The organism is Streptomyces sp. NPDC006134, assembly GCF_040628835.1.
Lineage (GTDB): Bacteria > Actinomycetota > Actinomycetes > Streptomycetales > Streptomycetaceae > Streptomyces.
Map to the genome: position 1 here is coordinate 56,101 of NZ_JBEXTV010000033.1, position 25,229 is coordinate 81,329.

The 25,229-nt window shown below is 71.9% G+C and carries 23 protein-coding genes; 4 read left to right on the forward strand and 19 right to left on the reverse strand.

Translation table 11 applies throughout. The annotated features are described in order from the left end of the window. The first annotated feature begins 65 nt into the window (after nt 1–65). Entirely contained in the window at nt 66–1,223 is a 1,158-nt protein-coding gene (locus ABZ340_RS21945; protein ID WP_358783476.1) for a TDT family transporter, read from the forward strand. Here ABZ340_RS21945 and ABZ340_RS21950 read toward each other — a convergent pair. From ABZ340_RS21950 to ABZ340_RS21965, 4 genes are all read right to left on the reverse strand, one after another. Continuing rightward, nucleotides 1,150–1,869 carry a helical backbone metal receptor gene (locus tag ABZ340_RS21950; RefSeq protein WP_358783510.1) on the reverse strand — a complete coding sequence of 240 codons (720 nt, stop codon included), beginning with the start codon at nt 1,867–1,869 and terminating at the stop codon, nt 1,150–1,152. The genes ABZ340_RS21945 and ABZ340_RS21950 overlap by 74 nt on opposite strands. Nucleotides 1,870–1,895: 26 nt before the next feature. After that, nucleotides 1,896–2,465 (reverse strand): XRE family transcriptional regulator, encoded by a 570-nt coding sequence (locus ABZ340_RS21955; protein WP_358783477.1) that lies wholly within the window; start codon nt 2,463–2,465, stop codon nt 1,896–1,898. A 403-nt stretch (nt 2,466–2,868) separates the two neighbouring features. Continuing rightward, nucleotides 2,869–5,484, reverse strand: a complete 2,616-nt coding sequence (locus tag ABZ340_RS21960; protein WP_358783478.1) for an ABC transporter permease/substrate binding protein — start codon at nt 5,482–5,484, stop codon at nt 2,869–2,871. Next, entirely contained in the window at nt 5,477–6,565 is a 1,089-nt protein-coding gene (locus ABZ340_RS21965; protein WP_358783479.1) for a glycine betaine/L-proline ABC transporter ATP-binding protein, read from the reverse strand. Before ABZ340_RS21965 ends, ABZ340_RS21960 begins: the two co-directional genes overlap by 8 nt. A 219-nt stretch (nt 6,566–6,784) precedes the next feature. Here ABZ340_RS21965 and ABZ340_RS21970 point away from each other — a divergent pair, with 219 nt between their 5' ends. From ABZ340_RS21970 to ABZ340_RS21980, 3 genes are all read left to right on the forward strand, one after another. Further along, nucleotides 6,785–7,705, forward strand: a complete 921-nt coding sequence (locus ABZ340_RS21970; protein ID WP_358783480.1) for a 5'-3' exonuclease — start codon at nt 6,785–6,787, stop codon at nt 7,703–7,705. A 102-nt stretch (nt 7,706–7,807) separates the two neighbouring features. Continuing rightward, nucleotides 7,808–8,650 (forward strand): siderophore-interacting protein, encoded by an 843-nt coding sequence (locus tag ABZ340_RS21975; protein WP_358783481.1) that lies wholly within the window; start codon nt 7,808–7,810, stop codon nt 8,648–8,650. Between the two features lie 92 nt (nt 8,651–8,742). Continuing rightward, entirely contained in the window at nt 8,743–9,705 is a 963-nt protein-coding gene (locus tag ABZ340_RS21980) for an RluA family pseudouridine synthase (protein WP_358783482.1), read from the forward strand. A 104-nt stretch (nt 9,706–9,809) separates the two neighbouring features. Here the strand turns inward: ABZ340_RS21980 and ABZ340_RS21985 are convergent, their stop codons facing one another. The 15 genes from ABZ340_RS21985 to pafA form a co-directional block, all read right to left on the reverse strand. Continuing rightward, nucleotides 9,810–11,369, reverse strand: coding sequence for a cytochrome P450 (locus ABZ340_RS21985; protein WP_358783483.1), 1,560 nt, complete (start codon nt 11,367–11,369; stop codon nt 9,810–9,812). 59 nt (nt 11,370–11,428) lie between these two features. Then, nucleotides 11,429–12,049 (reverse strand): ATP/GTP-binding protein, encoded by a 621-nt coding sequence (locus tag ABZ340_RS21990; RefSeq protein ID WP_358783484.1) that lies wholly within the window; start codon nt 12,047–12,049, stop codon nt 11,429–11,431. Then, entirely contained in the window at nt 12,030–12,452 is a 423-nt protein-coding gene (locus tag ABZ340_RS21995) for a DUF742 domain-containing protein (RefSeq protein WP_358783485.1), read from the reverse strand. Before ABZ340_RS21995 ends, ABZ340_RS21990 begins: the two co-directional genes overlap by 20 nt. Beyond that, nucleotides 12,449–12,856: a roadblock/LC7 domain-containing protein gene (locus ABZ340_RS22000; protein WP_358783486.1), complete on the reverse strand. Its 408-nt coding sequence runs from the start codon at nt 12,854–12,856 to the stop codon at nt 12,449–12,451. Before ABZ340_RS22000 ends, ABZ340_RS21995 begins: the two co-directional genes overlap by 4 nt. Continuing rightward, nucleotides 12,853–14,469 carry an ATP-binding protein gene (locus ABZ340_RS22005; protein ID WP_358783487.1) on the reverse strand — a complete coding sequence of 539 codons (1,617 nt, stop codon included), beginning with the start codon at nt 14,467–14,469 and terminating at the stop codon, nt 12,853–12,855. The genes ABZ340_RS22000 and ABZ340_RS22005 overlap by 4 nt, the downstream gene beginning before the upstream one ends. A 417-nt stretch (nt 14,470–14,886) precedes the next feature. After that, nucleotides 14,887–17,739 (reverse strand): DEAD/DEAH box helicase, encoded by a 2,853-nt coding sequence (locus ABZ340_RS22010; protein WP_358783488.1) that lies wholly within the window; start codon nt 17,737–17,739, stop codon nt 14,887–14,889. A gap of 113 nt (nt 17,740–17,852) precedes the next feature. Continuing rightward, nucleotides 17,853–18,797 carry a twin-arginine translocase subunit TatC gene (gene tatC, locus ABZ340_RS22015; protein ID WP_358783489.1) on the reverse strand — a complete coding sequence of 315 codons (945 nt, stop codon included), beginning with the start codon at nt 18,795–18,797 and terminating at the stop codon, nt 17,853–17,855. A 47-nt stretch (nt 18,798–18,844) separates the two neighbouring features. Beyond that, nucleotides 18,845–19,129, reverse strand: coding sequence for a Sec-independent protein translocase subunit TatA (gene tatA / locus ABZ340_RS22020; protein ID WP_358783490.1), 285 nt, complete (start codon nt 19,127–19,129; stop codon nt 18,845–18,847). A 246-nt stretch (nt 19,130–19,375) separates the two neighbouring features. After that, on the reverse strand, nt 19,376–19,606 hold the full coding sequence (locus ABZ340_RS22025; RefSeq protein WP_358783491.1) for a hypothetical protein: 231 nt from the start codon (nt 19,604–19,606) through the stop codon (nt 19,376–19,378). An 88-nt stretch (nt 19,607–19,694) separates the two neighbouring features. Then, nucleotides 19,695–19,988, reverse strand: coding sequence for a hypothetical protein (locus ABZ340_RS22030; protein WP_358783492.1), 294 nt, complete (start codon nt 19,986–19,988; stop codon nt 19,695–19,697). After that, nucleotides 19,985–21,085, reverse strand: a complete 1,101-nt coding sequence (locus ABZ340_RS22035) for a WYL domain-containing protein (RefSeq protein WP_358783493.1) — start codon at nt 21,083–21,085, stop codon at nt 19,985–19,987. The genes ABZ340_RS22030 and ABZ340_RS22035 overlap by 4 nt, the downstream gene beginning before the upstream one ends. A 16-nt stretch (nt 21,086–21,101) precedes the next feature. Then, nucleotides 21,102–22,055 carry a WYL domain-containing protein gene (locus ABZ340_RS22040; RefSeq protein WP_358783494.1) on the reverse strand — a complete coding sequence of 318 codons (954 nt, stop codon included), beginning with the start codon at nt 22,053–22,055 and terminating at the stop codon, nt 21,102–21,104. Nucleotides 22,056–22,294: 239 nt separating this feature from the next. Beyond that, nucleotides 22,295–22,666 carry an FKBP-type peptidyl-prolyl cis-trans isomerase gene (locus tag ABZ340_RS22045; RefSeq protein WP_055709516.1) on the reverse strand — a complete coding sequence of 124 codons (372 nt, stop codon included), beginning with the start codon at nt 22,664–22,666 and terminating at the stop codon, nt 22,295–22,297. 60 nt (nt 22,667–22,726) lie between these two features. Then, the gene (locus tag ABZ340_RS22050) at nt 22,727–23,728 is read right to left on the reverse strand and encodes an FKBP-type peptidyl-prolyl cis-trans isomerase (RefSeq protein ID WP_358783495.1); all 1,002 of its coding nucleotides are present in this window, start codon (nt 23,726–23,728) and stop codon (nt 22,727–22,729) included. Nucleotides 23,729–23,861: 133 nt separating this feature from the next. Beyond that, the gene (gene pafA / locus ABZ340_RS22055) at nt 23,862–25,223 is read right to left on the reverse strand and encodes a Pup--protein ligase (RefSeq protein WP_358783496.1); all 1,362 of its coding nucleotides are present in this window, start codon (nt 25,221–25,223) and stop codon (nt 23,862–23,864) included. Between the last annotated feature and the right edge of the window lie 6 nt (nt 25,224–25,229).

Sequence of the window (25,229 nt, forward strand, 5' to 3'; positions counted from 1 at the left end):
CCAGCTTATGTCCCCATAGAGACATGCTCCCTGGTCAGGGGCCGGGGATCGGTCACGATAGAAGTATGATCACCGCAGCTCGGCCCTTTTCCCCCGCCGCCGCACGCCCACCCCGCGTGACGGCCGTCCGTCATCTCGGCCCCAACTGGTACGCCACCGTGATGGGCACCGCCGTCATCGCCTCCGCCGGCGCCGGGCTTCCGCTGCACCTGCCCGGTCTGCGCACCGCGTGCACCGCCGTCTGGGCACTGGCCGGGCTGCTGCTCGCGGTGCTGCTCACGGCGCGGGCCCTGCACTGGCGGCACCACCGCGACCAGGTCCGCGCCCACCTCCTCGACCCGGCGACGGCCCCCTTCTACGGCTGCCTGGCCATGGCCCTGCTGTCCGTGGGCGGCGGCGCGCTCGTCGTCGGCCGGGACTGGATCGGCCTGCGGGCGGCCCTCGCCCTGGACGGCGTGCTGTTCGTCTCCGGTACGGCCCTCGGACTCGTGGTGGCCGTCGCCGTGCCGTACCTGATGGCCGTGCGCCACCGTATCGAGCCGGGGCAGGCGAGCCCGGTGTGGCTGCTGTCGCTGATCCCGCCGATGGTGTCGGCGGCGAACGGGCCGCTGCTGGTGCCGCACCTGCCCGAGGGCCAGCCGCGCGAGACGCTGCTGTTCGCCTGCTTCGCGCTCTTCGGGCTGAGTCTGCTGGCGACGCTGGTCATGCTGCCGCTGGTCTTCGCCCGGCTGCTCACCGCCGGTCCGCTGCCGCTCGCCCTGACGCCGACGCTGTTCCTGGTGCTGGGCCCGCTCGGGCAGTCCACCACCGCCGCCGGGCAGTTCGCGGACGTCGCCCCCGGCGCCGTGCCGGCCCCGTACCACGAGGGCTTCGCCGTGCTCAGCGTCCTGTACGGGGTGCCGGTCATGGGTTTCGCGCTGCTGTGGCTGGGGCTGGCCACCGCCCACGTGGTGCGGGCGCGGCGCGGCGGGATGCGGTTCGCCATGACGTGGTGGTCGTTCATCTTCCCGCTGGGCACCTGTGTCACCGGCTCCGAGGCGCTCGCCCGGCACACGGGGCTCGCCCTGTACGGCGTCTCGGCCGTCGGCCTGTACGCCGTCCTGGTCGCCGCGTGGGCCACCGCGGCCGTGTGCACCGCGCGCGGCCTGCTCAGCGGCGTGCTGCTCGCAGCGCCCGCCCCAGCACCCGTGGTGCCCCGGCCAGCGACGGCCCGTACCACGTGAGGTGCCGGCCGTCGGCCAGTGCGCAGGGCAGTCCGGGGAAGGCGTCGGGGCCGTCGGCGGCGGTGAAGCGGTACGGCTCGTCGGGGAGGACCACGAGGTCCGGGCGGGCCGCCCGCAGCTCCTCGGCCGTCACCTTCGGGTAGCGGTCGGGATGGCCGGCGTACAGGTGGTCGACGCCGAGGCGGGCCAGGACGTCACCCGCGAAGGTGTCCCGGCCGAGCACCCTCCACGGCCGGCGCCAGACCGGCACCACCGCCGTCCTCCGGCGCGCGGGCGGCGCGAGGGCCGACCAGGTCTCCTCCGCCTCGTCCAGCCAGCGCGGCCGGGAACGGGCGCCGCACGCCGCCAGCACCCGGGCCAGCTCCCCGAACGCCTGCGGCACGGTGCGCACCTCGGTGACCAGCACCTCGACGCCCGCCGCGCGCAGGGCGTCCAGGTCCGGGGCGCGGTTCTCCTCCTCGTTGGCGATCACCAGGTCGGGGGCGAGGGAGACGATCCGCTCGACCTGCGGGTTCTTGGTGCCGCCGACGCGTACGACGTCCAGGCCGGCCGGGTGCGCGCACCAGTCGGTGGCACCGGCGAGCACCCCGGGGACCGTGCGGGCCACGGCCTCGGTCAGGGACGGCACCAGGGAGACGGCTCTCACGGACACGGCCCGCACGGGCGCGGCCCTCACGGGCGGGGCCGGTTGCGCACCGCCTCGATGTGCTCGGCGACCGCGACGACGATCAGCCGGGTCTCGGGCACCGTCGCCCGCCAGCGGTGCCGCACGCCGCCGGTGAGGTACAGGGTGTCGCCGCGGCCCAGCCGGTAGGCGCGGCCCTCGGCCTCGATCTCCACGGCGCCCTCGGCGACGTACATCAACTGGTCGTTGCGGTACTGCAGTTCGCGGCCCGCGTCGTGGTCGCCGGTGAATTCCGAGGCGTGCATCTGGTGGTGCCCGCGCACCAGGGACCGCACCCGGGGCTCGAACGGCGGCTCGGGGTCCTCGCCCCGCACCACGTCCACGCTGCACGCGGGGTCGGCGGCGGCGAGGAGCTCCACGGCGGTGGTGCGCAGGGCGTCGGCCACCTTCTCCAGGGAGCTGGTGCTGGGGCGGGCCCGGTCGTTCTCGATCTGGCTGAGGAAGGGCACGGACAGGCCACTGCGCTCGGCCACGACGGCGAGCGTCAGCTCCAGGGCCCGGCGCCGCCGCCGGACGGCCGCGCCCACCCGCAGGGGCTGCTCTTTGTGGTCGCCCATCGCTCGGCTCCCTCCTCCGCCCGTCGCCGCGCTGCCGCCGCCCGCTGCCGGACGGTGTCCTTCTGATGACTTCTCTGCACCCTACGCATGTTCGGCAAACCGTTTCATGCGCCCGTCACATCGATGTCACATCGCGGCGACCGGTATCTCACGGTTTCGCGCCACCCGATCGCCGCTCCGGCACGGCACCGGGCACGTCTTCGGTTCAAGGCGCGGGCGGTCCCGTCTGTTCCCGCCTGTTCCGCCGGGCCGGCGGCGGTCCGGTCCGGGCGGCGGCAGGGCGCTCTGTGGTTGTCCGGATCCTTGCCGTGTCCCGTACCCGGGGCCGTACGGCGAAGGGTGGATCCCCCCATGCTCTCGCGGCACGGGCGGATCCACCCCTCGGGCGGCATTCGGGTCCGGGTTACCGGGGGGTCATCCGGTCCACCATGTCCGGGTGCTCCTCCAGCCAGGCGGCGACGGCCTCCTGCTCATGGCCCTGGCCGCGGTCCTTGATCTCGCTCTCCAGGCTGCCGAGCTCCTCCTCGCTCATCCGGAAGTTCTTGATCCACTCGGTGAGCTGCGGGTACTGCCCGGGGAACTCCTTGCTCGCGATGGTGCGGATGGTGTTGCCCTCGCCCCAGAGCTTCTTCGGGTCCTTCAGCTTGGTGAGCTCGTACTCGCTGTACGCCCAGTGCGGCGACCACAGCGCGACCGCGACGGGCTTCTTCTCGGCGTAGGCCCGCTTGAGCTCGGCCAGCATCGCCGGGGTGGAGCCGTCGACGACCTCGTACTCCCCGTCCAGGCCGTAGCCCGGCAGGACCTTGTCCTTGAGGATGTTCATCTGGCCGGTGCCCGGCTCGATGCCGATGATCTTCCCGTCGAACCGGCCGGCCTTGCCCTTGAGGTCCGCCATGGACTTCACGTCCTTGACGTAGGAGGGCACGGCGATCTCCAGCGAGGTCGGCTCGTACCAGGTGCCCAGGTCGGTCAGGCTGTCCTTGCTCTTGTCCCAGTAGTTCTTCTGGGCGTGCGGCAGCCAGGCGTCGAAGTTGAGGTCGAGGTCGCCGGAGGCGAGGCCGGTGTAGACCGGGCCGACGTCCATCTGCTTGAGGTTCAGCTTGTAGCCGCGCCGTTCCAGGACGTTCTTCCACAGGTGGGTGACGGCGATGTCCTCGTCCCAGGGGAACCAGGCCACGTCCAGGGGCCGCTTGGCCTCGGCGGGGGCGGCACCGGAGCCGGAGCCGACCGGGGCGAGCTCGTCGACGAGGCCGGGGTGGTCCTCCAGCCAGGTGCGCACGGCGTCCTGCTGGCGTCCCTTGCCGGCCTTGTTGATCTCGGCCTCCAGGCTGGTGAGCTGCTTCTCGTCCAGCTTGAAGTCCTTCAGCCACCCGGCCACGACCGGATCGTCCTGCGCGAAGCCCTTGCGGGCCAGCGTGTGCACGCCGTCGCCCTCGCCCCAGGCGCCCTTGGGGTCCTTCAGCTTCTTCAGGTCGTAGTCGTTGTACGCCCAGTGCGGCGACCAGAGCGTGACGACGATCGGTTCCTTCTTGCCGTAGGCCCGCTTCAGCTCGGCCAGCATCGCCGGGGTGGAGCTGTCGACGACCTTGTACTCCCGGTCCAGGCCGTACGCCTTGAGGACCTTGCTCTTGAGCAGGCCCATCTCGCCGGCGCTGGGCTCGATGCCGGTGATCTTCCCGCCGAAGAGGGCGGCCTTGCCCTTGAGGTCGTCCAGGGAGTCGATGCCCTTCATGTACGACGGGACGCTCAGCTCCAGGGAGGTGGGGCCGTACCAGGCGCCGAGGTCGTCGAGCCGGTCGCCGTACTTCTTCCAGTACGGGGCGTGGGTGGTCGGCAGCCAGCCGTTGGTCTGGAAGTCGATGCTGCCCTGGGCGACGGAGGTGTAGAGCGGGCCGGCCTCGAACTGCTTGGCCTCGACCTGGTAGCCGCGCTGTTCGAGGATCTCCTTCCACAGGAAGGTGGAGGCGACGCCCTCGTCCCACGGGATGTAACCGATGCTGATCTTCTTGCCCTGGCCGACGTCCTTGCCGCCGGCGGCACCGGCGGAGCCGCCGCTGCCGCCGAACACGCTCATGCCGCCCGCGACGAGCGCGAGGACCACGACACCGACGACGGCGATCTGCGGGCGCGGCCGGTAGGACCAGATCTTCAGGCCCTGCACGGCCCGGGCGCGGGCGGCGGCACGGCGGCCGAGCGGCGAGACCTGGGTGCCGAGGGCGCTGGTCATCCGGTCCAGGTAGATCGCGAGGATCACGATGGCGACACCGGCCTCGGAGCCGAGACCGACGTTGAGCTGGCCGATGGCCTCGTTGACGTCGCCGCCGAGGCCGCCGGTGCCGACCATGCCGGCGATCGCGGCCATGGACAGGCCGAGCATGATCACCTGGTTGACGCCTGCCATCACGGTGGGCAGCGCGAGCGGCAGCTGGACGCGCAGCAGGGTGTTGCGGCGGGTGGTGCCGAACGCCTCGGCCGCCTCGACCAGTTCCTTGTCGACCTGGCGGATGCCGAGCTCGGTCATGCGCACGCCGGGGGCGAGCGCGAAGATCAGGGTGGCGACGATGCCCGCGGAGGCGCCGGTGCCGAAGAAGAGGATCGCCGGGATGAGGTAGATCATCGCGGGCAGCGTCTGCATGAAGTCCAGCACCGGCCGGACCAGGCCGCTGACGCGATCCGAGCGGGCCGCCCAGATGCCCACGGGCACCGCGACGACCAGGGCGATGATCGTGGCGACGAGGACCAGCGACAGGGTCACCATCGCGTCCTCCCACAGTTCGAGGGAGTCGATGAACGCGAATCCCACGAAGGCGAGGACACCGGCGAGCGTGCCGCGCAGCCAGAAGGCCAGCACCGCGAAGATGCCGGCGAGCAGCAGCGGTTCGGGCGCCTGGAGGACGGCGTTGATGCCGTCGTAGGTCCCGGTGAAGACGGACTTGAGGAAGTCGAAGAGCCAGGAGACGTGGCCGAGCAGCCAGTCGACCGCGTCGTTGACCCAGTCGCCGAGCGGGATCCTAGGCACGGGCCATCACCTTCCCGCCGTCCTGGCGCCGGGTGGAGCCGCAGGTGCCGGGGGCGGCCTGCTCGTCCCCGATGAAGCCGACCAGACGCTGCCGCGGGACCACCCCGACGAGTCCGTCGCCCTCGTCCACCACGGCCACGGGGTGCGGCACGCGGGCGCTGATGGCGCACAGCTCGACGAACGGGGTGGCCGGGGTGGCGGTCTCGCAGTCGCAGTCGGCCTCGTCGCCGCGCACGTCGCGGTCCATGACGGCGCCGGCCGTCAGGACGCGGGAGCGGTCGACGTCCTGGGTGAAGGAGGCGACGTAGTCGTTGGCGGGCCGCATCAGGATGTCCTGCGCGGTGCCGAGCTGCACGATCCGGCCGTCGCGCATGACGGCGACGCGGTCGCCCAGGCGCATGGCCTCGTTGAGGTCGTGGGTGATGAAGACGATCGTCTTCTTCAGCGTCTTCTGCAGCTCCAGCAGCTGGTCCTGCATGTCGCGGCGGATCAGCGGGTCGAGCGCGCTGAAGGACTCGTCCATCAGCAGCAGGTCGGCGTCGGTGGCGAGCGCGCGGGCCAGGCCCACGCGCTGCTGCATGCCGCCGGACAGCTCGTCCGGCCAGGACTTCTCCCAGCCGGCCAGGCCGCACAGGGCGAGCGCCTCGTCGGCGCGGCGTTCGCGCTCGGCGCGGGGCACGCCCTGCACTTCCAGGCCGTAGGCGGCGTTGTCGCGGACGCTGCGGTGCGGGAAGAGCGCGAAGTGCTGGAAGACCATGCTGATCTTCTTGGAGCGGACCTCGCGCAGCCCTCGGTCGCCGAGTTCGGTGAGGTCCTGGCCGCCGAAGCGGACGTGTCCCGCGGTGGGCTCCAGGAGCCCGTTGAGCATGCGCAGCAGGGTGGACTTGCCGGAGCCGGACAGGCCCATCACGACGAAGATCTCGCCCGGCTCCACGGTGAAGGAGGCGTCGATGACGGCGGCCGTGGTCCCGTCGGCGCGCAGTTCCTCCCGGTCGGCGCCCTGGCGCAGCCGTTCGACTGCCTGGTCCGGTTTTCTGCCGAACACCTTGTACAGGTGCTCGGCCTCAAGCCTGGCTGACACGCTTACCTCTTGGCTCGGGGGCAAGGACAGGGATACGGAGCCCGGCTCACTGTTGAATTGAGCAACCAGCTTCGATCCGGGGGCGCGCCTGCCCCCTTGCCCCCGGGGCAAACACACAAGTGACCCGGCTCACATCTCTCACGCCTCTCGCGCCCCGGGGCGGGCCCGCGCCTTCGCACCGCGCTCAGGGCCGGCGTCCGTCTGCGGCATGATGCGTGCGTGACCGGACGACTGATGCTCCTCGACACCGCCTCCCTCTACTTCCGCGCCTACTTCGGCGTCCCGGAGTCCGTGAAGGCCCCGGACGGCACGCCGGTGAACGCCGTGCGCGGCCTGCTGGACTTCATCGACCGCCTGGTGAAGGACCACCGCCCCGACCACCTGGTGGCCTGCATGGACGCCGACTGGCGCCCGCGGTGGCGGGTGGAGCTGATCCCCGCCTACAAGGCGCACCGCGTCGCCGAGGAGCACGCCGCGGGCCCGGACGAGGAGCAGGTGCCCGACACGCTGTCCCCGCAGGTGCCGGTCATCGAGGCCGTCCTCGACGCGCTCGGCATCGCGCGCGTGGGCGTGCCGGGGTACGAGGCCGACGACGTCATCGGCACCTACACCGCCCGCGCCCGGGGCCCGGTCGACATCGTCACCGGCGACCGCGACCTGTATCAGCTGGTCGACGACGAGCGCGGCGTCCGCGTGCTGTACCTGGTCAAGGGCGTCGGCACCCTCCAGCTCACCGACGAGGCCGTGCTGCGCGAGAAGTACGGCGTCGACGGCCGGGGTTACGCCGATCTGGCGCTGCTGCGGGGCGACCCGAGCGACGGGCTGCCGGGCGTGCCCGGCATCGGCGAGAAGACGGCCGCCAAGCTGCTCGCCGAGTTCGGGGACCTGGCCGGGATCATGGCCGCGGCCGACGACCCGGCGGCCGGGCTCACACCGGCGCAGCGCAGGCGCCTGACCGAGGCGCGGCCGTATCTCGCCGTCGCCCCGAAGGTGGTCCGGGTGGCCGACGACGTACCGCTGCCGGACGTCGGCACCGCCCTGCCGCGCGCCCCGCGCGACCCCGCGGCCCTGGAGGCGCTGACGGCTCGCTGGGGACTGGGCGGGTCACTGGAGCGGCTGCTGGCGACCCTCACCGCGTAGAGGGCCGGGGAGGGGTACACGAACCCTGTGGTTCCTGCGGCGTTCCAGGAGCGGAAGATGCTAACTTAGGTAAACCTAAGTCCAGGGAGCAGGGAGGCCGTCATGGCAGATCGACCGGTACGAAAGCCGCGGAAGCCCCACTCCGCGCAGGTCGTCCGCACCGAGCGGCTGACCCCGCACATGCAGCGCGTCGTCCTCGGCGGCGAAGGGCTCGCCGGCTTCTCGGCGGACACCTGCACCGACCACTATGTGAAGCTGCTCTTCCCCGCCGAGGGCGTCACCTACCCGGAGCCCTTCGACATGGAGCGGATCCGGGAGGAGTTCCCGCGCGACCAGTGGCCGGTGACCCGGACGTACACGGTCCGCCAGTGGGACGCCGAGCACCGCGAGCTGACCCTGGACTTCGTCATCCACGGCGACGAGGGGCTGGCCGGCCCCTGGGCGACGCGCGTCCGGCCGGGCGAGACCGTGCGCTTCCTGGGCCCCGGCGGCGCCTACGCCCCCGACCCCGCCGCCGACTGGCACCTGCTCGCCGGTGACGAGAGCGCGCTGCCCGCGATCGCCCGTTCCCTGGAGGCACTGCCCGACGGCGCCCGCGCGCACGCCTTCGTGGAGGTCGCCGGCCCGGAGGAGGAGCAGAAGATCGACTCCGACGTGGAGGTGGTCTGGCTGCACCGCGGGGACCGGCCCGTCGGCGAGGCCCTGGTCGAGGCCGTACGCGCCCTGGAGTTCCCCGAGGGGCGGGTGCACGCGTTCGTGCACGGCGAGGCGGGCTGCGTGAAGGAGTTGCGCAAGCTGCTCCGCGTGGAGCGCGCGATTCCCCGCGAGGACCTGTCCATCTCCGGCTACTGGCGCCTCGGTCACAACGAGGACGGCTGGCAGGCGTCGAAGCGGGAGTGGAACGCCCGGGTCGAGGCGGAGCAGGAGGGCGCGTCGGCGGCGTAGGGCACCGCCCACTGCACATTCCGCTCCTGGGCCCGGGTCCGCCGCCCCTCGGTGATCCACCCGCGCGCCCCGGCCTCGTACCCTTGCTCGCGATGAGACGCCGTACCCCTCCCCCGCCCTCTCCCCTCCCCCAGCGTCACGGGGTGGACCCCGTACGGGTGCGGCTGCCCGCGGCCGGGCCGTGGGCCACGGTGCGCGAGCACCTGGTGGAGCGGCTGTCCGGCGCGGGCGCCGGAGTCGTCGACGGGATGTTCGACGCCGGGCTGGTCGTCGGCGCGGACGGCCGGCCGGTGGCGGCGGACGCGCCGTACGAGCCGGGCCTGTTCGTGTGGTTCCACCGGGAGCTGCCCGCCGAGGTGCCGGTGCCGTTCCCGCTGGAGGTCGTCCACCGCGACGAGCACATCGTCGTCGCCGACAAGCCGCACTTCCTGGCCACGACCCCGCGCGGCAGCCATGTCGCCGAGACCGCGCTCGCCCGGTTGCGCCGGGAGCTGGGCCTTCCGGCGCTGACCGCCGCGCACCGCCTGGACCGGCTCACCGCGGGACTGGTGCTGTTCACGGTGCGGCCCGAGGAGCGCGGCGCGTACCAGACGCTCTTCCGCGACCGGCGGGTGCGCAAGGGGTACGAGGCCGTCGCCCCGTACGACCCGTCGCTCGCGCTGCCGCGGACCGTGCGCAGCAGGATCGTGAAGGAGCGCGGGGTGCTGACCGCCCGGGAGGTCGCGGGCGAACCGAACGCCGTCACCCGTGTCGAGCTGATCGAGCATCGCACGGAACGGGGCACCGCACTGGGCCGGTACCGGCTGGTGCCCGCCACCGGCCAGACGCACCAGCTGCGCGTGCACATGAACGCCCTCGGCGTGCCGATCCTCGGCGACCCCCTCTATCCGGAGGTGGCCCCGCCCGCGCCGGCCGGCGACTTCCGCCGGCCGCTCCAGCTGCTGGCGCGGGAGCTGGAGTTCACCGATCCGGTCACGGGACGGCAGCACCGGTTCCGCAGCGGGCGGACGCTGGACGCCTGGGCGGCGTACGACCGCTGGGCCGCACAGCGGTGACCGGCCCGGCGGCGCGCCGCGGGGAACGGCCGCGCTCCGCTCCCCGGAACCGGCGCCGGCCGGACCGCCGTACCGACCGGGCCCGGTGCTGCGCCGACGGCGCGTCAGTGGCCGCGCCACCAGCGCAGCACGCGCTGCCACATCCCCCGCGGACGGTCCGCGGGCGGCGCCGGCTGCGGCGGGGCGGCCACCCGGGAGTGCGGAGGAACAGGCGCGGGCTGCGGCTGCGGCTGCGGTTGTGCCCCGCTCGACGGCCCTGCCGGGGCCGGCGGGTCCGACGGGACCCGCAGGTCCGCGGCGTCGGACGGCGCCGGCGGCTGCTCCGTCCCGATCTGCCAGGAGGCGCGCTGCGCCGGGATCGGGCGGTGGCTCGGCGGCTCCTGCACGCTCTGCTGCGGTTTCGGTTCGAAACGCACCGGCAGCTCCACCAGGTGGCGTGAGGCGATCGACGACCGCCAGCGCAGCTCGTCCTCGTCGCAGTCGAGCTGCACGTCCGGCAGCCGCATCAGCAGCGCGTCGACGCCGGTGTCGGCGATGGCCCGGCCGATGTCCTGGCCGGGGCACTCGTGCGGGCCCCCGCCGAAGGCGAGGTGGGAACGGTTGCCCTGCATGTCGGCGTGCCGGTCGGGACGCACCCGGGGGTCGACGTTGCCCGGCGCGATGCCGAGGAGCAGTCCGTCGCCCCGGCGGATGCGCTGGCCGCCCAGCTCCGTGTCCTGCTTGGCGAAGTAGGCGAAGATGGTGCTGAACGGCGGCTCGTCCCACAGGGACTGCTCGACCGCCTGGGGCACGGTCATCTGGCCGCCGCTGAGCTGGGCGCGGAACCGCGGGTCGGTGAGCACCACGCGCAGCACGTTGGAGATGAGGTTGGCGGTGTTCTCGTAGGCGGCGAAGAGGACCAGGCGCAGGTGCTCGCGGACCTCGTCGTCGGTCAGCCGGGCCGGGTGGGTGATGAGGTGGCTGGCGAGGTCCTCGGCCGGCTCGGCGCGGCGGCGCGCGGTGAGCCGCTCCAGGGCGTCCATGACGTAGGCGTGACTGGCGATGGCGGTGTCGGTGCCCTTGAGCGCGTCGCGGGCGGCCTCCACCAGCCGGTCGTTGTACTCGCCCGTCATGCCGAGGATCTCGCACATGACGCCCATCGGCAGGTGCTCGGCGAACTGCCCGACGAGGTCGGCGCGGCCCTCCTCGCAGAACCGGTTGACGAGCCGCTGGGTGTGCCGGTTGATGTGGCGGCGCAGGTCCCGGAAGTCGATCGTGGAGATGGCGCCGGTGACCGCGCCGCGCAGCCGCTTGTGCTCGTCGCCCTCGGCGTGGGAGCAGATGGGCTGCCAGGCGATGTGCGGCATGAGCGGGTGGTCGGGCCGGACCATGCCCTCCTTGAGCGGGGTCCAGATACGGCTGTCCCGGCAGAAGTGCGCGGGCGCGCGCACCATGTGCAGGTTCTCCGCGTGCCCGAGGACCACCCAGACGGGCACGTCGTCGTGGAGCAGCGCGGGCGCGACGGGGCCGTGCTCCGCCCGGAGTTTCTCGTACAGCTCTCCCAGGTCCTCCGCCGTGTGGAGCCGGTGCAGGCCCCCGGGCCCGAGGCCGTGCGCGGGGCAGCCGGGAGGCGGTGCGAGCGTGGGGTCGCCCGTTCCGGTCGGGGCGTGGGATTCAGGCGTCACAGTGGTCGCTCCGAAACTGAAAAGTGTCAGGGGAAGTCAGAGGTGCGGGGCGTGCGGAGTCAGGCGGGCGCGCCCGTCAGGGCGAGCGAGTGCAGGAAGCGCATCAGGGTCATCAGGACGTCCCGGCTGGAGGCCCGGCGGCGCACGTCGCACTCCACGATCGGGATCTCCTCGGGCAGGTCGAGCGCCGTACGCAGTTCCGTCAGGGGGTAACGGGGCGCGTCCGGGAAGGAGTTGACGGCGACCACGAACGGCACGCCGCGCTCCTCCAGCCGCCCCATGACGTCGAAGCTGACCTCCAGCCGGCGGGTGTCGACCAGCACCACCGCGCCGAGCGCCCCCTCGAACAGGCCGTTCCACAGGAACCAGAAGCGTTCCTGGCCGGGCGTGCCGAAGAGGTACAGCACCAGCTGGTCGGTGATGCTGATGCGGCCGAAGTCCATGGCCACGGTGGTGGCCGTCTTGGACGGGGAGCCGAAGTTGTCGTCGACCCCGACGCCGGCCTGCGTCATGGTCTCCTCGGTGGTCAGCGGTCTGATCTCGCTGACGGAGCCGACCATCGTGGTCTTGCCGACCCCGAAGCCGCCCGCGACGATGATCTTCACGGCGGATTCGGCCGTGTGCGGCAGCCGGTCCTCCGTCCGTGGGCCGGGGATCCGGTCAGAGCTTTTGAAGTCCATGCATCACCGCTTCGAGAAGGGATCGGTCGGCGACCTTCTGACGGACGATCGGGGCACGCGCCTGCACCAGGCCCGCCGCCAGCAGCTCGGTGAGCAGGACGGTCACCACGCTGAACGGCAGGTTCAGGTAGGCCGACAGCTCCGCCACGGACAGCGGGGCGGTGCACAGCCGCAGGACGGCGGCCTGCTCCGGGGTGGCGGAGGCCGGCGGGTCGTCGGCGCGCGCCACGATCAGCGTCACGAGGTCGAGTTCGGCGCGTTCGCCGTCGGCGTCCCCACCGCCGATCACGTACAGCCGTTCGGGGTTCTTCTTCTCGCCCTCCTGCGGCGGTGTGTCCGGTACGGAGGGCGGGGCGGACGGCTGGGATCCGGGGAGTCGCCGCTGGCGTTGCGGAGGCGTCATACGGTCTGCCCGTCGTGCCGGGCCGGACTGGTCAGATGGGGTCCGATGCGGGCGACCAGGTCGCGCATGCTGTTGCTCATCCGCCCGGGCTCGCAGACGACGTCGGAGAGCACCGCCAGATAGGCGTTGGGGCCCGCGGCCATCAGGTAGAAGTAGCCGCCGTCGATCTCGATGATGACCAGTTTCATCCGGCCGTCGCTGTCCGGGATCTCCTGGGCGACGGCGCCCGCCAGGCTCTGCAGGCCCGCGCAGGCGGCGGCGACGCGGTCGGCGGCGTCGGGGTCGCCGGCGTAGCGGGCGATGCGCAGCCCGTCCGCGGAGAGCACCACGATCATCTCGATGCCGGGGACACCGTCGTAGAGCTGCTTGAGCATCCAGTCGAAGTTGCCTCGCTGCTGGATCACTTGAGGTCTCCCTCGTCGTCGGCCGGAGCGTGGGCCGGCTCGTTGGGCGGCTGGGTGAATGCGTTCGGGTCCGGGTCGCCTTTCAGGCCCTCCCAGAAGGCCTCGACCCACAGCCCCGGCGGGGGCTCCTCCTCGGCGGGCGGCCCGGGCTCCGGCCGGGACGTGGTCCACGTGCCGTTGCGGGCCCGCTCGGCGGCCTCGCGGGCCGCGCGCTCGGCCTCCTCCCGCTCGGCGGCGGCCTGTTCGGCGATCCGCCGGCTGAGCGGGGTCTTGACCCGGCTGCGGCGCTGCGGCAGGCCGCCGGCGGTCCACTCGGTGACGACGGGGACGTCGTCCTCCAGGGAGATCGTGGCCGGGATGCGGGGGCTGGTGGGGCGGCGCTTCTTCGGCGGGCGCTTGGGGCCCTCCAGTTCGTCGGGCCCGCGCGTGGGCACCGAGACGGCGCCGATGCCGTGGGCGAGTCCGACACCGGGCTCGTCGGTGAGCATCCGGCTCGGTACGACGAGGATGGCGCGGACGCCGCCGTAGGCGGAGGCGCGCAGCGAGACCTGCATGTTGAAGGCCGTGCAGAGCCGGCCGACGACGGCCAGGCCCAGGCGCGGGCTGTCCCCGAGGTCCTGGAGGTCGACACCGGCCTTGGCGCGCTCCAGCATGCCCTCGATCCGGGCGCGGGCCTCCTCGCTGAGGCTGACGCCGGCGTCCTCGATCTCGATGGCCACGCCGGTCTGCACCTCGGTCGCGGTGACGTGCACCTTGGTGTGGGGCGGGGAGTACCGGGTGGCGTTGTCGAGGAGTTCGGCGGCGGCGTGGATGACCGGTTCGACGGCGGTGCCCTTGACGTTGACCTTGGCGATGGAGGCCAGGTGGATGCGGCGGTACTCCAGGATCCGGGACATGGCGCCGCGCAGCACGCTGTACAGCGCGACCGGTTCGGGCCACTGACGGCCGGGCCGGCCGTTGCCGAGGACGGAGATGGAGTCGGCCAGGCGGCCGATCAGCGCGTTGCCGTGGTCGATGCGCAGCAGGTCGTCGAAGACCTCGGGGTTGCGGCCGTGGTCCTCCTCCATCTCGCGCAGTTCGCTGGCCTGCTGGTGGACGATCGCCTGGACCCGCCGGGCGATGCTGACGAAGGAGCGCTCGGTGGAGTCACGCAGGGTGTCCTCGCGGTCGATGATCTCCAGCATGATCCGCAGCAGGCGCCGCTGCGGCTCGCCGAGCTGCCCGTAGGAGGGGTCGATGTCCGTGAGGTTCAGCATCGTCTCCCGGGGCGTCTGCCCCCGGCGCATGTAACGCAGCGCGGTGGGCAGGATCTCGCCGCCGAGGCGGGCCACCTCCTCTTCCTGGGCGGCGATCCGCCGTTCCAGGGCGGCGGTCTCACGGGCGTGCTCCGCGCGCAGGGCGCGTACGGCGCGGCCACGGCGTACCGCTTCGGCGGCCGTCGCGGCCACGAGGAGCGTGGCGACGGCACCGCATCCGCCGACGGCGATCCGGGCCGGTTCCGCCACCAGCGCGACGGCGGCCCCGGTCACCGCGGCCATCAGTATGGCGGGCAGCAACAGCAGCGCCGCGAAAGGGAGTTCGCGGCGGCCGGGCGGGGAATCAACACTCACCATGGAGGCCCTCTGAAAACGAATCGGCTGGGATGGGGGAGCTTGCAGGGGGGTATGTCATGGAGTTGTCTGCATCTTCTGCACATAGGGATACAGATGGGAACAAGCGCGCGAATTCACCTCAACTCGGCGCGCTGCGGGCGAGCTTAGTCCGACCGGATCAACGCCGTGTCATATTCGGCATCCCCCTGAAACGGGCACCGGTACGGGGGTACGCTCGGACGTATTTACACCCGGAGACACCATTCGAACACACAGCGTCATCACGAACAGGCGCACGAAAGTCGCTCACCGTATCGAGTGAACAGAGGGCGCGCCCCGTGACCGGCCGCCCGGCCCGGCATGCGCAACGGGGCCGAACCGGTCACCGGTCCGGCCCCGCGAAGGGTCGCTCGAAGGTCGCTCGAAAGAGGCGGGACGTTACCCCACCGAGGAGTAGGCCACCACGCCGCGCAGCAGCCCGTCGACGGCCTTGCGCGCGTTCTTCGGCACCGTGGAGTTCTCGGCGGGCGCGGCGGCCGCGATCTGGCCGAGGACGTCGATGACCTGCTTGCACCAGCGCACGAAGTCGCCGGCCGGCATCTCCGCCTCCCGCAGCACCTCGTCCAGGCCCTTGCCGGACGCCCACATGTACGCGGCCCAGGCGAACCCGAGGTCGGGCTCGCGCTGGCCCACCCCCTCGGTCTGGCTGATCCGGAACTCCTCCTCCAGGGCGTCGAGACGGCCCCAGATCCGCACCATCTCGCCGAGCGCGGCCTTCGCCTTCCCCGAGGGCAGCTTCGGCGCCATCGCGTCGTCGGCGACCCTGGCCTCGAACACCAGCGCGGAGACGCAGGCGGCCAGTTCGGCCGGGGAGAGCCCCTCCCACACGCCCTCGCGCAGGCACTCGCTGGCGAGCAGGTCCAGCTCGCCGTACAGCCGGGCGAGCCGCTTGCCGTGCTCGGTGACCTCGTCGGCGCGCAGGTAGTCCAGCTCCGTCAGCAGCGCCACGATCCGGTCGAAGGTGCGGGCGATGGTGTTCGTCCGGCCCTCGATACGGCGCTCCAGCTGCGAGGTGTCGCGCAGCAGCCGGTAGTACCGCTCCGCCCAGCGCGCGTGGTCCTCGCGGTCGCTGCACCCGTGGCAGGGGTGGGCGCGCAGCGCCTTGCGCAGCCGGGCGATCTCCCGGTCGTCGGCCGCCTGGGAGCGCCTCTTGCGGTGCCGGTCCGGCGCGATGTGCCCGGCCTTGGTGCGCAGCGCGGAGGCGAGGTCGCGGCGGGACTGCGGCGAGCGCGGGTTGAAGGACTTGGGAATCCGCATCCGCTCCAGCGGCTCGACGGGCACCGGGAAGTCGATCGACGCCAGCCGCTTGACCTGCCGCTCAGCGGTCAGCACCAGCGGGCGCGGGCCGTCCTGGTACTCCAGGCCGCGGTGGCCGTTGGTCCGGCCCGCGGGCAGCCCCGGGTCCAGCACCAGCGCGAGGCCCGCGTACTTGCCCGTGGGCACGTGGATGACGTCACCGGGCTTGAGCCTCTCCAGCGCGACGGCCGCCTCGGCCCGCCGCTGGGCGGCGCCCTGCCGGGCCAGCTCGGTCTCGCGGTCCTTCAGCTCGCGGCGCAGCCGCGCGTACTCCTCGAAGTCGCCGAGGTGGCAGGTCATGGAGGCCTTGTAGCCCTCCAGCCCCTCCTCGTTGCGCTGCACCTGCCGGGAGATCCCGACGACCGACTTGTCGGCCTGGAACTGCGCGAACGACGTCTCCAGCAGCTCGCGCGAGCGGTGCCGGCCGAACTGCTCCACCAGGTTGACCGCCATGTTGTACGACGGCTTGAAGCTGGACCGCAGCGGGTACGTGCGCGTGCCCGCGAGCCCGGCCAGGTGCTCGGGGTTCATGCCGCGCTGCCACAGCACCACGGCGTGTCCCTCGACGTCGATGCCGCGGCGGCCCGCCCGGCCGGTGAGCTGCGTGAACTCGCCGGGGGTGATGTCGGCGTGCTGCTCGCCGTTCCACTTGACGAGCTTCTCCAGCACCACCGAGCGGGCCGGCATGTTGATGCCGAGGGCGAGGGTCTCGGTGGCGAAGACGGCCTTGACCAGGCCGCGCACGAACAGCTCCTCGACGACCTCCTTGAAGGTCGGCAGCATGCCCGCGTGGTGGGCGGCGATGCCGCGCTCCAGGCCCTCCAGCCACTCGTAGTAGCCGAGGACGTGCAGGTCCTCGGCCGGGATGGAGGACGTGCGCTCCTCGACCAGGGCGCGGACCTGTTCCCGCGCGTCCTCGTCGTTGAGCCTCAGGCCCGCGTACAGGCACTGCTGGACGGCGGCCTCGCAGGCGGCGCGGCTGAAGATGAACGTGATCGCGGGCAGCAGCCCCTCGGCGTCGAGCCGTTCGATGACCTCGGGCCGGCTCGGCGTCCACACCCGCGAGCGCTGCCTGCGCTCCCGCTCCCGGTCGGCCTCGCGCATGGCCCGGCCGCGCCGCCGGTCCGGGTAGGACGGGCGGCTCGCCTCCATCCGCGCCATCCGCATCAGGTCGGGGTTGACGGCCTTCCGGTGGCCCTCACCCTCCTCGAACAGGTCGTACATCCGGCGGCCGGCGAGCACGTGCTGGAACAGCGGCACGGGCCGGTGCTCGGAGACGATGACCTCGGTGTCACCGCGGACGGTGTCGAGCCAGTCGCCGAACTCCTCGGCGTTGGAGACGGTCGCCGACAACGACACCAGGGTCACCGACTCGGGAAGGTGGATGATCACCTCTTCCCACACGGCGCCCCGGAAGCGGTCGGAGAGGTAGTGGACCTCGTCCATGACCACGTAGCCGAGGCCGAGGAGGGTCTGGGAGCCCGCGTACAGCATGTTCCGCAGCACCTCGGTGGTCATCACGATCACCGGGGCGTCGGAGTTCACGCTGTTGTCGCCGGTGAGCAGGCCCACCTTCTCCGTGCCGTAGCGGCGGCACAGATCGGCGTACTTCTGGTTCGACAGCGCCTTGATGGGGGTCGTGTAGAAGCACTTCTTGCCCTGCCGGAGGGCGAGGTGGACGGCGAACTCGCCCACGATCGTCTTGCCGGAGCCGGTGGGCGCGGCGACCAGTACGCCCTTGCCCGCCTCCAGGGCCTGGCAGGCCTCCGTCTGGAACGGGTCGAGGCCGAAGTCGTACATCTCGCGGAAGGAGGCGAGCGCGGTGGCCTGCTCGGCGGCGCGCCTGCGGGCCGCCGCGTACCGCTCGGCCGGTGAGAGATCCTCTGTCATCGTACTTTCGAGCGTACCGGGCCCCACCGACAACAGGACGATCATTATCGGATCCGCCCCGGGGCCCCAGCGCCCTCGGGGCTCCCGGAGACGGCTCACCGGCCGCGGCCTCGGCGCCGGGCCGGCCGGGCGGGGCGTCCGTGCCCCGCCCGGCGGCCTCAGGTCACGTCGTCGTACCCGTTGACCCGGTCCCTGGTCGCCTGCTCGGGCAGGGCCGGGCTGGTGGCGACGGGCTCGACCTCGCCGATGTCCTCGGGCGTGAGGTCCAGCTCGGACGCCTCGTCGTCGGCGGGCCCGAGCGCCTCGCGGCGGGCCCTGCGGCGGTCGTTCAGCAGCGAGAAGGCGACCGCGACGAAGTACAGGACCCAGATCGGACCGGCCAGGCCCAGCATGGACACCGGGTCCGTGCTCGGCGTGGCGATGGCGGCGAACAGCGTGATGCCCATGATCATCGCGCGCCACCAGCCGAACATGCGCTTGCCGCTGAGCACCCCGGTGAGGTTCAGCATGATCAGCAGCAGCGGCAGCTCGAAGGAGAGGCCGAAGACGACCACCATGCGCGTGACGAGGTCGAGCAGGTCGTCCAGCGGCAGCAGGTTGTCGACGTCCGCCGGCGTGAACTCCAGCAGCACCTCGGCGGTGGTGGGCAGCAGCTTGTACGCGAAGAAGGCGCCGCCGAGGAAGAGCGGGACGCCCGTGCCCACGAACGCGTAGGCGTACTTCTTCTCGTGCCGGTGCAGGCCCGGCGCGACGAACGCCCACAGCTGGTACAGCCAGATCGGCGAGGCCAGGACGACACCGGCCATCAGGGACACCTTCAGCGCGAGGGTGAACGGTGTCAGCAGGCCGTTGACCGTGATCCTCGCGCACTGGTCGTGGGACGTCCTGGCCAGTTCCTCGAACGACTTGCCGCAGCCGACGGAGTCGAGGATCGGCCGGGTGAAGAAGTTGATGATGTCGGTGTAGAAGAAGGCGGCGACGACCGTGGCGACGACGATGGCCAGCAGCGCCTTCGCGAGCCGGTTGCGGAGCTCACGGAGGTGTTCCGCGAGGGGCATCCGCCCCTCGGGGTCCTTCTCCTTCTTTCGGGCAGGCTTCAGCAACCCACGTTCCCATCTCGTGCGGCGGGCCGGAGGTCACCGGCCCTGCGTCAGCGCTTGGTCGTGTCCGTCGGCTCGGTGACCGGGCGGGAGCTGGTCACGTCACCGGGGGCGGCCTGGATGGTGCGCTGCGCGGGCGTCTCCTCGCCGTTCGGCGGACCCGCCGGGGCGGAGGACTTGCCGTCCTCCTTCATCGCCTTGGCCTCGCTCTTGAGAATGCGCGCGGACTTGCCCAGCGACCGCGCCATGTCCGGAAGCTTCTTCGCGCCGAACAGCAGGAGGATGACGACGAGAATGAGAATGATCTCGGGCGCTCCGAGCTTTCCACCGAACATAAGTCTTTAACCTTCTCACCGAGGCGACTGGGGGGCGCTGTCCGACCGGTCGGACATTCATCCGATCAATCGTGTTGTGCAGCGATCGTAACGCTCAGGGGTAAACGTGAGGCAATCCCTGTGCGTACTCCCGTCCGCGCCCGGGCCTCGTTTTCCGGACGCGTCCAGCAGCGTACCTGTCCGAACCTGCGCCATGACAGGGCGAAGCGGCCCAAAAACACATCTCACAGACGTCCGGTACGTCACTCACAGGGCGTCCGCGGAGCGGGCCGCGCTGGTGACCGCGCTCGTGGCCGCACTGGCCGCCGCGCCGGCTGCCGCGCGTTCCAGGTCCTCCGCCGCCCGGTTGATCCGGCGTGCCGCGTCCGTCACCTGCCTGCCCAGCCGCCGCGCCTCCACGAACACCCGCACGGCGAACACCGCCGGCACGGCGAGACCCAGGAACCCCACGGCAACCGCGAACATCGGCCAGAACATGACGTCGAGCCTAGACCGTCGCGGCGGGAGCGTCCTAAACGGCCGGACGTTCCGAGCGGCCGGGAGCGTTCCGAAGGGGAAGAGCTTCCTAAACGGTGGAGTGCAGACGCAGCGTCCGGACCCCGCCGCCCGTGAGCAGTTCCACGATCCGCTCCCCCGCCGGCTTGCGGACGGCGGCACCGCACCCGGGGCAGGTGAAGGAGTAGAACGTGGTGCGGCGCGTGGCGCCGATGGCGAGGCGCAGGGCGCTCGCGGCGAGCTCGAAGCGGCCCCGGCAGTCCGGGCAGCCGGCCCGGAACACCACCGGGGAGACGCTCCGCATCCCGGCGAACGCGGACGCCACCGTCATCTCCCGCACACCCGGCCTCGCCGACTCGCTCAAAGCCCTCGCTCCTGCCTGTCGTGGTGTCCGTCACCCGGCACGCCGTACGCCCGCGGACCCGGGGACGCCGCCTGGGGTGCACCGGTCTGCGCGGCCTCCCCCGCTTCCCCCGCGTCGATGCCGTCGTAGGCCGCCAGCGCCTCGCGGGCCGCCCGGCGGGCGCTGTCGGCGAGCTCGCGCGGCGAGACGATCCGGCCGTCGCGCCCCAGCCGCAGCGCCAGGCGCCGCAGCGACGCCGGGTCGGGAGTGCGCAGGGTGATCCGGAGCCCACCGTCCGCGAGCTCCTCCGCGCTGTCGTGCGGGTAGTACTCGGCGACCCAGCGCCCGCCCGGGCCGACCTCGACGACGACCTCGGGGTCCTCGGCGGCGGGCTGCACGAGCCCTTCCGACAGGTCCCGCAGCTCCGTCTCCGGCGGCGCGGACGGCGCGTCGAGGACCTTGATCTCGGCGACCCGGTCGAGCCGGAAGGTCCGCCGCGCCTCGGAGCGGCGGCACCACGCCTCGACGTAGGTGTGGCCGACGCTGACCAGGCGGATCGGGTCGATCTCGCGTTCGGTGAGCTCGTCGCGGGCCGGCGAGTAGTAGCGGATCCACAGGCGGCGCCGCTCGGAGATCGCCCGGTCGACGTCGGCGAAGACGCCGCCCTCGGACTCGAAGGTCACCGACAGCCGGGAGGAGGCCCCGGCCGCCTCCCCGGCCGCGGCCTCCACCTTGGCCGTCGCCCGCAGCAGCGCCTGCCGGTCGCCCTCGCGCAGGCCGGGCAGGGTGGCCACGGCGCGCGCGGCGACCAGCAGCGCGGTGGCCTCGTCGGCGGCCAGCCGCAGCGGCTCGGCCGCCTCCGCGCCGAGGGCGGCGGGGTTGTGCCACCAGATGCGCTCGCCGTCGGTGTCGATGTCGAGCAGATCGCCGCCGCGGAAGCTGGTGCCGCACATGGGCAGCACGTCGAGGTCGGAGACCAGCTCCTCCTCGGAGATGCCGAAGGCGCGCGCGACGTCGGCGATCCGGGCGCCGGGACGTTCCTTGAGATACGTCACCAGCGACAGCATCCGCCGGGTCTGGTCGATGGCGTTCACGGGCCGGGCCGGTTTACCTGCCATGTCTGTCCGCTCCTCCTCAGCCCTTGGCCACGGCACGCAGCCGGTCCACCACGTCCGCCCGCAGCTCGGCGGGTTCCAGGACCACCACGTCGGGCCCGAACTCCACCAGCCAAGCGTCCAGCCCGTGCCCGTACGGGATCTCCAGCTCGTCCCAGCCGTCGCCGAGCTCCCGCACGGCGGTCGCCTTCGCCCGCAGCGGGTAGCCGGCGCCCGAGCGCAGCCGGATCCGCGCGGAGCGGTCGGCGCTCTCCCCGGCCCAGCTCGCGACGGTCTCCCGGACGGTGACCACGTCGGGCACGGGGGCGGTGTACCTGCCGCCGCGCGAGCGCACCCTGCCGGTGATCCGGGAGAGGCGGAAGACCCGCTCGGCACCGCGGTCGCGGTCGAAGCCGGCCAGGTACCAGTGGCCCCGCCAGCACTCCAGCGCCCACGGCTCGACGTGCCGCTGCTCGGGGTGGGCGGCGTTGGACTTGCGGTAGTCGAAGACGACCGGGCGGCGGTCCCGGCAGGCCAGCATCAGCGGCTCGAAGGCGGCCTCGTGCACCGGGATGCGGGGTTCGAGGGCGCCGTGGGCCTCGTAGGGGTCGACGTCCTCGGGCAGCCCGGCCGCGCGCAGCTTCTGCAGCGCGCCGCTGGCCGCGCCCGCGAGCCGGGCCTGCTGCCACACCTTGGCGGCCAGCCCCAGCGCGGCGGCCTCCTCGGCGTCGAGGGTGATGGGCGGGAGGCGGTTGCTGTCCCGGCGGGCCAGGTAGCCGACCTCGCCGTCGATGCTCTCGACGGTCTCGATGACCAGCCCGAGCTCGCGCAGGTCGTCCTTGTCCCGCTCGAACATGCGGTTGAAGGAGTCGTCCGAGCCCGCTTCCAGATAGGCCTCGATGGACTCTCGAAGCTCGCGCTTGCTGAGCGGCCGCCGCGTCCCGAGCAGACACAGCGCCAGATTCATCAGCCGCTCGGCCTTGGCAATGGCCATCGACGCCCTTCGCCTTCCCTATGGTGCTTCCGACCGATGACCGTACCGCTCCGCGGCGCCGTGGCAAAAGCCGAGGGCCCATGCCCGGACAGGCATGGGCCCCAGGTGATCGGCTCCGGTCGGACCCGGCGCGAAGGACGCACCGGACCGTCACGACGGTACGCCGGTCCGTACAGAGATCCGTACGGCGGTCCGTACAGAGATCCGTACGGCGGTCCGTACAGAGATTTGTACGGTGATCAGACCCCGAGCAGGTCGACCACGAAGATCAGCGTCTCGCCGGGCTTGATCGCGGGGGTCGGGCTCTGGTTGCCGTAGGCGAGGTGCGCCGGGATGGTCAGCTGGCGGCGGCCGCCGACCTTCATGCCCTGCACGCCGAGGTCCCAGCCCTTGATGACGCGGCCCCCGCCGAGCGGGAAGCGGAAGGGGGTGCCCCGGTTCCAGCTGGCGTCGAACTCCTCGCCCGTGCTGAAGGCGACACCCACGTAGTGGACGGTGACGGTCTGGCCCGCCTGCGCCACCGGGCCGTCGCCCTCCCAGATGTCCTTGATCTCGAGGTCCGCCGGGGGCTCGCCGCCCGGGAAGTCGATCTCGGGCTTGTCGATGCTCACGTGTTCAGCTCCTGCTTGTCTTACGGAAAGGCGACGGGACCAGTCTTACATCCCGGCGGATCACATCTTCGCCAGGATGTCCACGGAGAACACCAGTGTGGCGCCCTTCTCGATGCCGCTGCCCTGCGGCGGGTTGTCGCCGTAGCCCAGGTCCGGCGGGATGACGATGAGGACGCGGCTGCCGGCCTTCTTGCCGGTCAGGCCCTGCGACCAGCCCTTGACGACCTGCTCCAGCGAGAACGACGTCAGCTGCCCCCGCCCGTACGTGGAGTCGAACTCCTTGCCGTTGCCCCACTGCACGCCCTTGTACTGCACGAGCACGCTGTCGCCGGCGGCGACCTCGGCGCCGTCGCCCTCGATGACGTAGTTCGCCACGAGCTTCTTGGGGGCGCCGGTCTTGGGGATCTCGATGGAGGGCGCCTTGCCGTCGGTGTTGGTGCCGACCTGGGGCAGGTCCTTGTTCTCCTGGGCGACCTCGGTCCCCTTGGCGGAGCTCTTGGCGTTGAACGTGTCCTTCACGTCGACCACGAACACCAGCGTGTCGTCGCCCTTGATGCCCGCCTGCTCGTTGCCCTGCGTGCCGTAGCCCCAGGTGGGCGGCACCGAGAACAGGACCCGGCTGCCGGTCTTCTTCCCGGTGAGCGCGTACCGCCAGCCGTCGATGATGGTGCCCTGGGCGAGCTGGATGGCCAGCGGGGCCTTGCGGTCGTAGGAATTGTCGAAGACCTTCGCGGTGCTCCAGATCTGGCCCAGGTAGTCCGCCACGACATAGTCGTTCTCCGCGACCGTCCTGCCGCCGCCGGCGACGACCGTCTTCACCGCGAGCTGCTTGGACGGCTCGCCGCTCCCCTTGGCGACCGTCGGCTTCTGCCCGGGCTCCGTGCCCGCGGTGATCGCCGGCAGCGGACCGTCGACGATCTTCGGCGGCGGCGCGGCGGAGGTGGCCGACGCCGAGGGCGTCGCGTTGTCACCGGGTTCGCTCGTGTCGGACTTGTCGTCGCCGCAGGCGGCGAGCGTGACCATTCCAGCGGGTACGGCGATGAGAAGTGAGCGTCGGCGCACGGTGAGGGCCTCGTAATCGGTCGATCTTGTGGATGGCGTGCGCGCAACTCTACGGCGTGAGAAGGGCGCCGTACGGTAAACGTACGGCGCCCGTGTTGCGTTCCGGCGCTCCCCTGCGGGGTGGTGCGGAGCGCTACATGCCGGCGATCAGCTTCTCCACCCGGTCGTCCACGGAGCGGAACGGGTCCTTGCACAACACCGTGCGCTGGGCCTGGTCGTTGAGCTTGAGGTGGACCCAGTCGACGGTGAAGTCCCGGCGCTGTTCCTGGGCCCGGCGGATGAAGTCGCCGCGCAGCCGGGCCCGAGTGGTCTGCGGCGGGACCGACTTGCCTTCGAAGATCTTCAAGTCGTTGCAGACCCGGGCGGCCTGACCCTTCTTCTCCAGCAGGTAGTACAGGCCACGACGGCGGTGGATGTCGTGGTAGGCGAGGTCTATCTGGGCGACCCGCGGATGCGACATGGTCATGTTGTGCTTGGTCCGGTACCGCTCGATGAGCTTGTACTTCATGACCCAGTCGATCTCGGTGTCGATGCGGTCGAGGTCCTCGGTCTCGATCGCGTCCAGGGTGCGGCCCCACAGCTCCAGCACCCGCTCGACGATCCCGGTGCGGATGCCGCGGCGCTCGCAGAAGTCCACGGCCTTCTCGTAGTACTCCCGCTGCACCTCCAGCGCGGAGGCCTCCCGCCCGCTCGCCAGCCGGACCTTGCGGCGGCCGGTGATGTCGTGGCTGACCTCGCGGATCGCCCGGATGGGGTTCTCCAGGGTGAGGTCGCGCATCACCGTGCCGGCCTCGATCATGCGCAGCACCAGATCGGTGGCGCCGACCTTGAGCAGCATGGTCGTCTCGGACATGTTCGAGTCGCCCACGATGACGTGCAGGCGGCGGTAGCGCTCGGCGTCGGCGTGCGGCTCGTCGCGCGTGTTGATGATCGGCCGGGAGCGGGTCGTCGCCGAGGAGACGCCCTCCCAGATGTGCTCGGCGCGCTGGCTGACGCAGTACACGGCGCCGCGCGGCGTCTGGAGCACCTTGCCGGCACCGCAGAGCAGCTGCCGGGTCACCAGGAACGGGATGAGGATGTCCGCGAGCCGCGAGAACTCCCCGTGCCGGGCCACCAGGTAGTTCTCGTGGCAGCCGTAGGAGTTGCCCGCCGAGTCGGTGTTGTTCTTGAAGAGGTAGACGTCGCCCGCGATTCCCTCCTCGTGCAGGCGTCGTTCCGCGTCTACCAGGAGTCCTTCCAGAATGCGCTCGCCCGCCTTGTCGTGGGTGACGAGTTCGATCACGTTGTCACATTCGGGTGTGGCGTATTCCGGATGTGACCCCACGTCGAGATAGAGGCGGGCGCCGTTGCGCAGAAAGACATTGCTGCTGCGGCCCCATGACACGACACGGCGGAAGAGGTACCGCGCCACCTCGTCAGGCGACAGGCGGCGCTGTCCCCTGAACGTGCACGTGACGCCGTACTCGTTCTCCAGCCCGAAAATGCGGCGGTCCATGAGGGA

Excerpts from the sequence above, each read along its gene's own strand:
- ABZ340_RS21945 (WP_358783476.1), top strand. The coding sequence starts at position 66 with ATGATCACCGCAGCTCGGCCCTTTTCCCCCGCCGCCGCACGCCCACCC.
- ABZ340_RS21955 (WP_358783477.1), bottom strand. The coding sequence starts at position 2,465 with ATGGGCGACCACAAAGAGCAGCCCCTGCGGGTGGGCGCGGCCGTCCGG.
- ABZ340_RS21975 (WP_358783481.1), top strand. The coding sequence starts at position 7,808 with ATGGCAGATCGACCGGTACGAAAGCCGCGGAAGCCCCACTCCGCGCAG.
- ABZ340_RS21980 (WP_358783482.1), top strand. The coding sequence starts at position 8,743 with ATGAGACGCCGTACCCCTCCCCCGCCCTCTCCCCTCCCCCAGCGTCAC.
- ABZ340_RS21990 (WP_358783484.1), bottom strand. The coding sequence starts at position 12,049 with ATGGACTTCAAAAGCTCTGACCGGATCCCCGGCCCACGGACGGAGGAC.
- ABZ340_RS21995 (WP_358783485.1), bottom strand. The coding sequence starts at position 12,452 with ATGACGCCTCCGCAACGCCAGCGGCGACTCCCCGGATCCCAGCCGTCC.
- ABZ340_RS22005 (WP_358783487.1), bottom strand. The coding sequence starts at position 14,469 with ATGGTGAGTGTTGATTCCCCGCCCGGCCGCCGCGAACTCCCTTTCGCG.
- ABZ340_RS22010 (WP_358783488.1), bottom strand. The coding sequence starts at position 17,739 with ATGATCGTCCTGTTGTCGGTGGGGCCCGGTACGCTCGAAAGTACGATG.
- tatA (WP_358783490.1), bottom strand. The coding sequence starts at position 19,129 with ATGTTCGGTGGAAAGCTCGGAGCGCCCGAGATCATTCTCATTCTCGTC.
- ABZ340_RS22025 (WP_358783491.1), bottom strand. The coding sequence starts at position 19,606 with ATGTTCTGGCCGATGTTCGCGGTTGCCGTGGGGTTCCTGGGTCTCGCC.
- ABZ340_RS22035 (WP_358783493.1), bottom strand. The coding sequence starts at position 21,085 with ATGGCAGGTAAACCGGCCCGGCCCGTGAACGCCATCGACCAGACCCGG.
- ABZ340_RS22040 (WP_358783494.1), bottom strand. The coding sequence starts at position 22,055 with ATGGCCATTGCCAAGGCCGAGCGGCTGATGAATCTGGCGCTGTGTCTG.
- pafA (WP_358783496.1), bottom strand. The coding sequence starts at position 25,223 with ATGGACCGCCGCATTTTCGGGCTGGAGAACGAGTACGGCGTCACGTGC.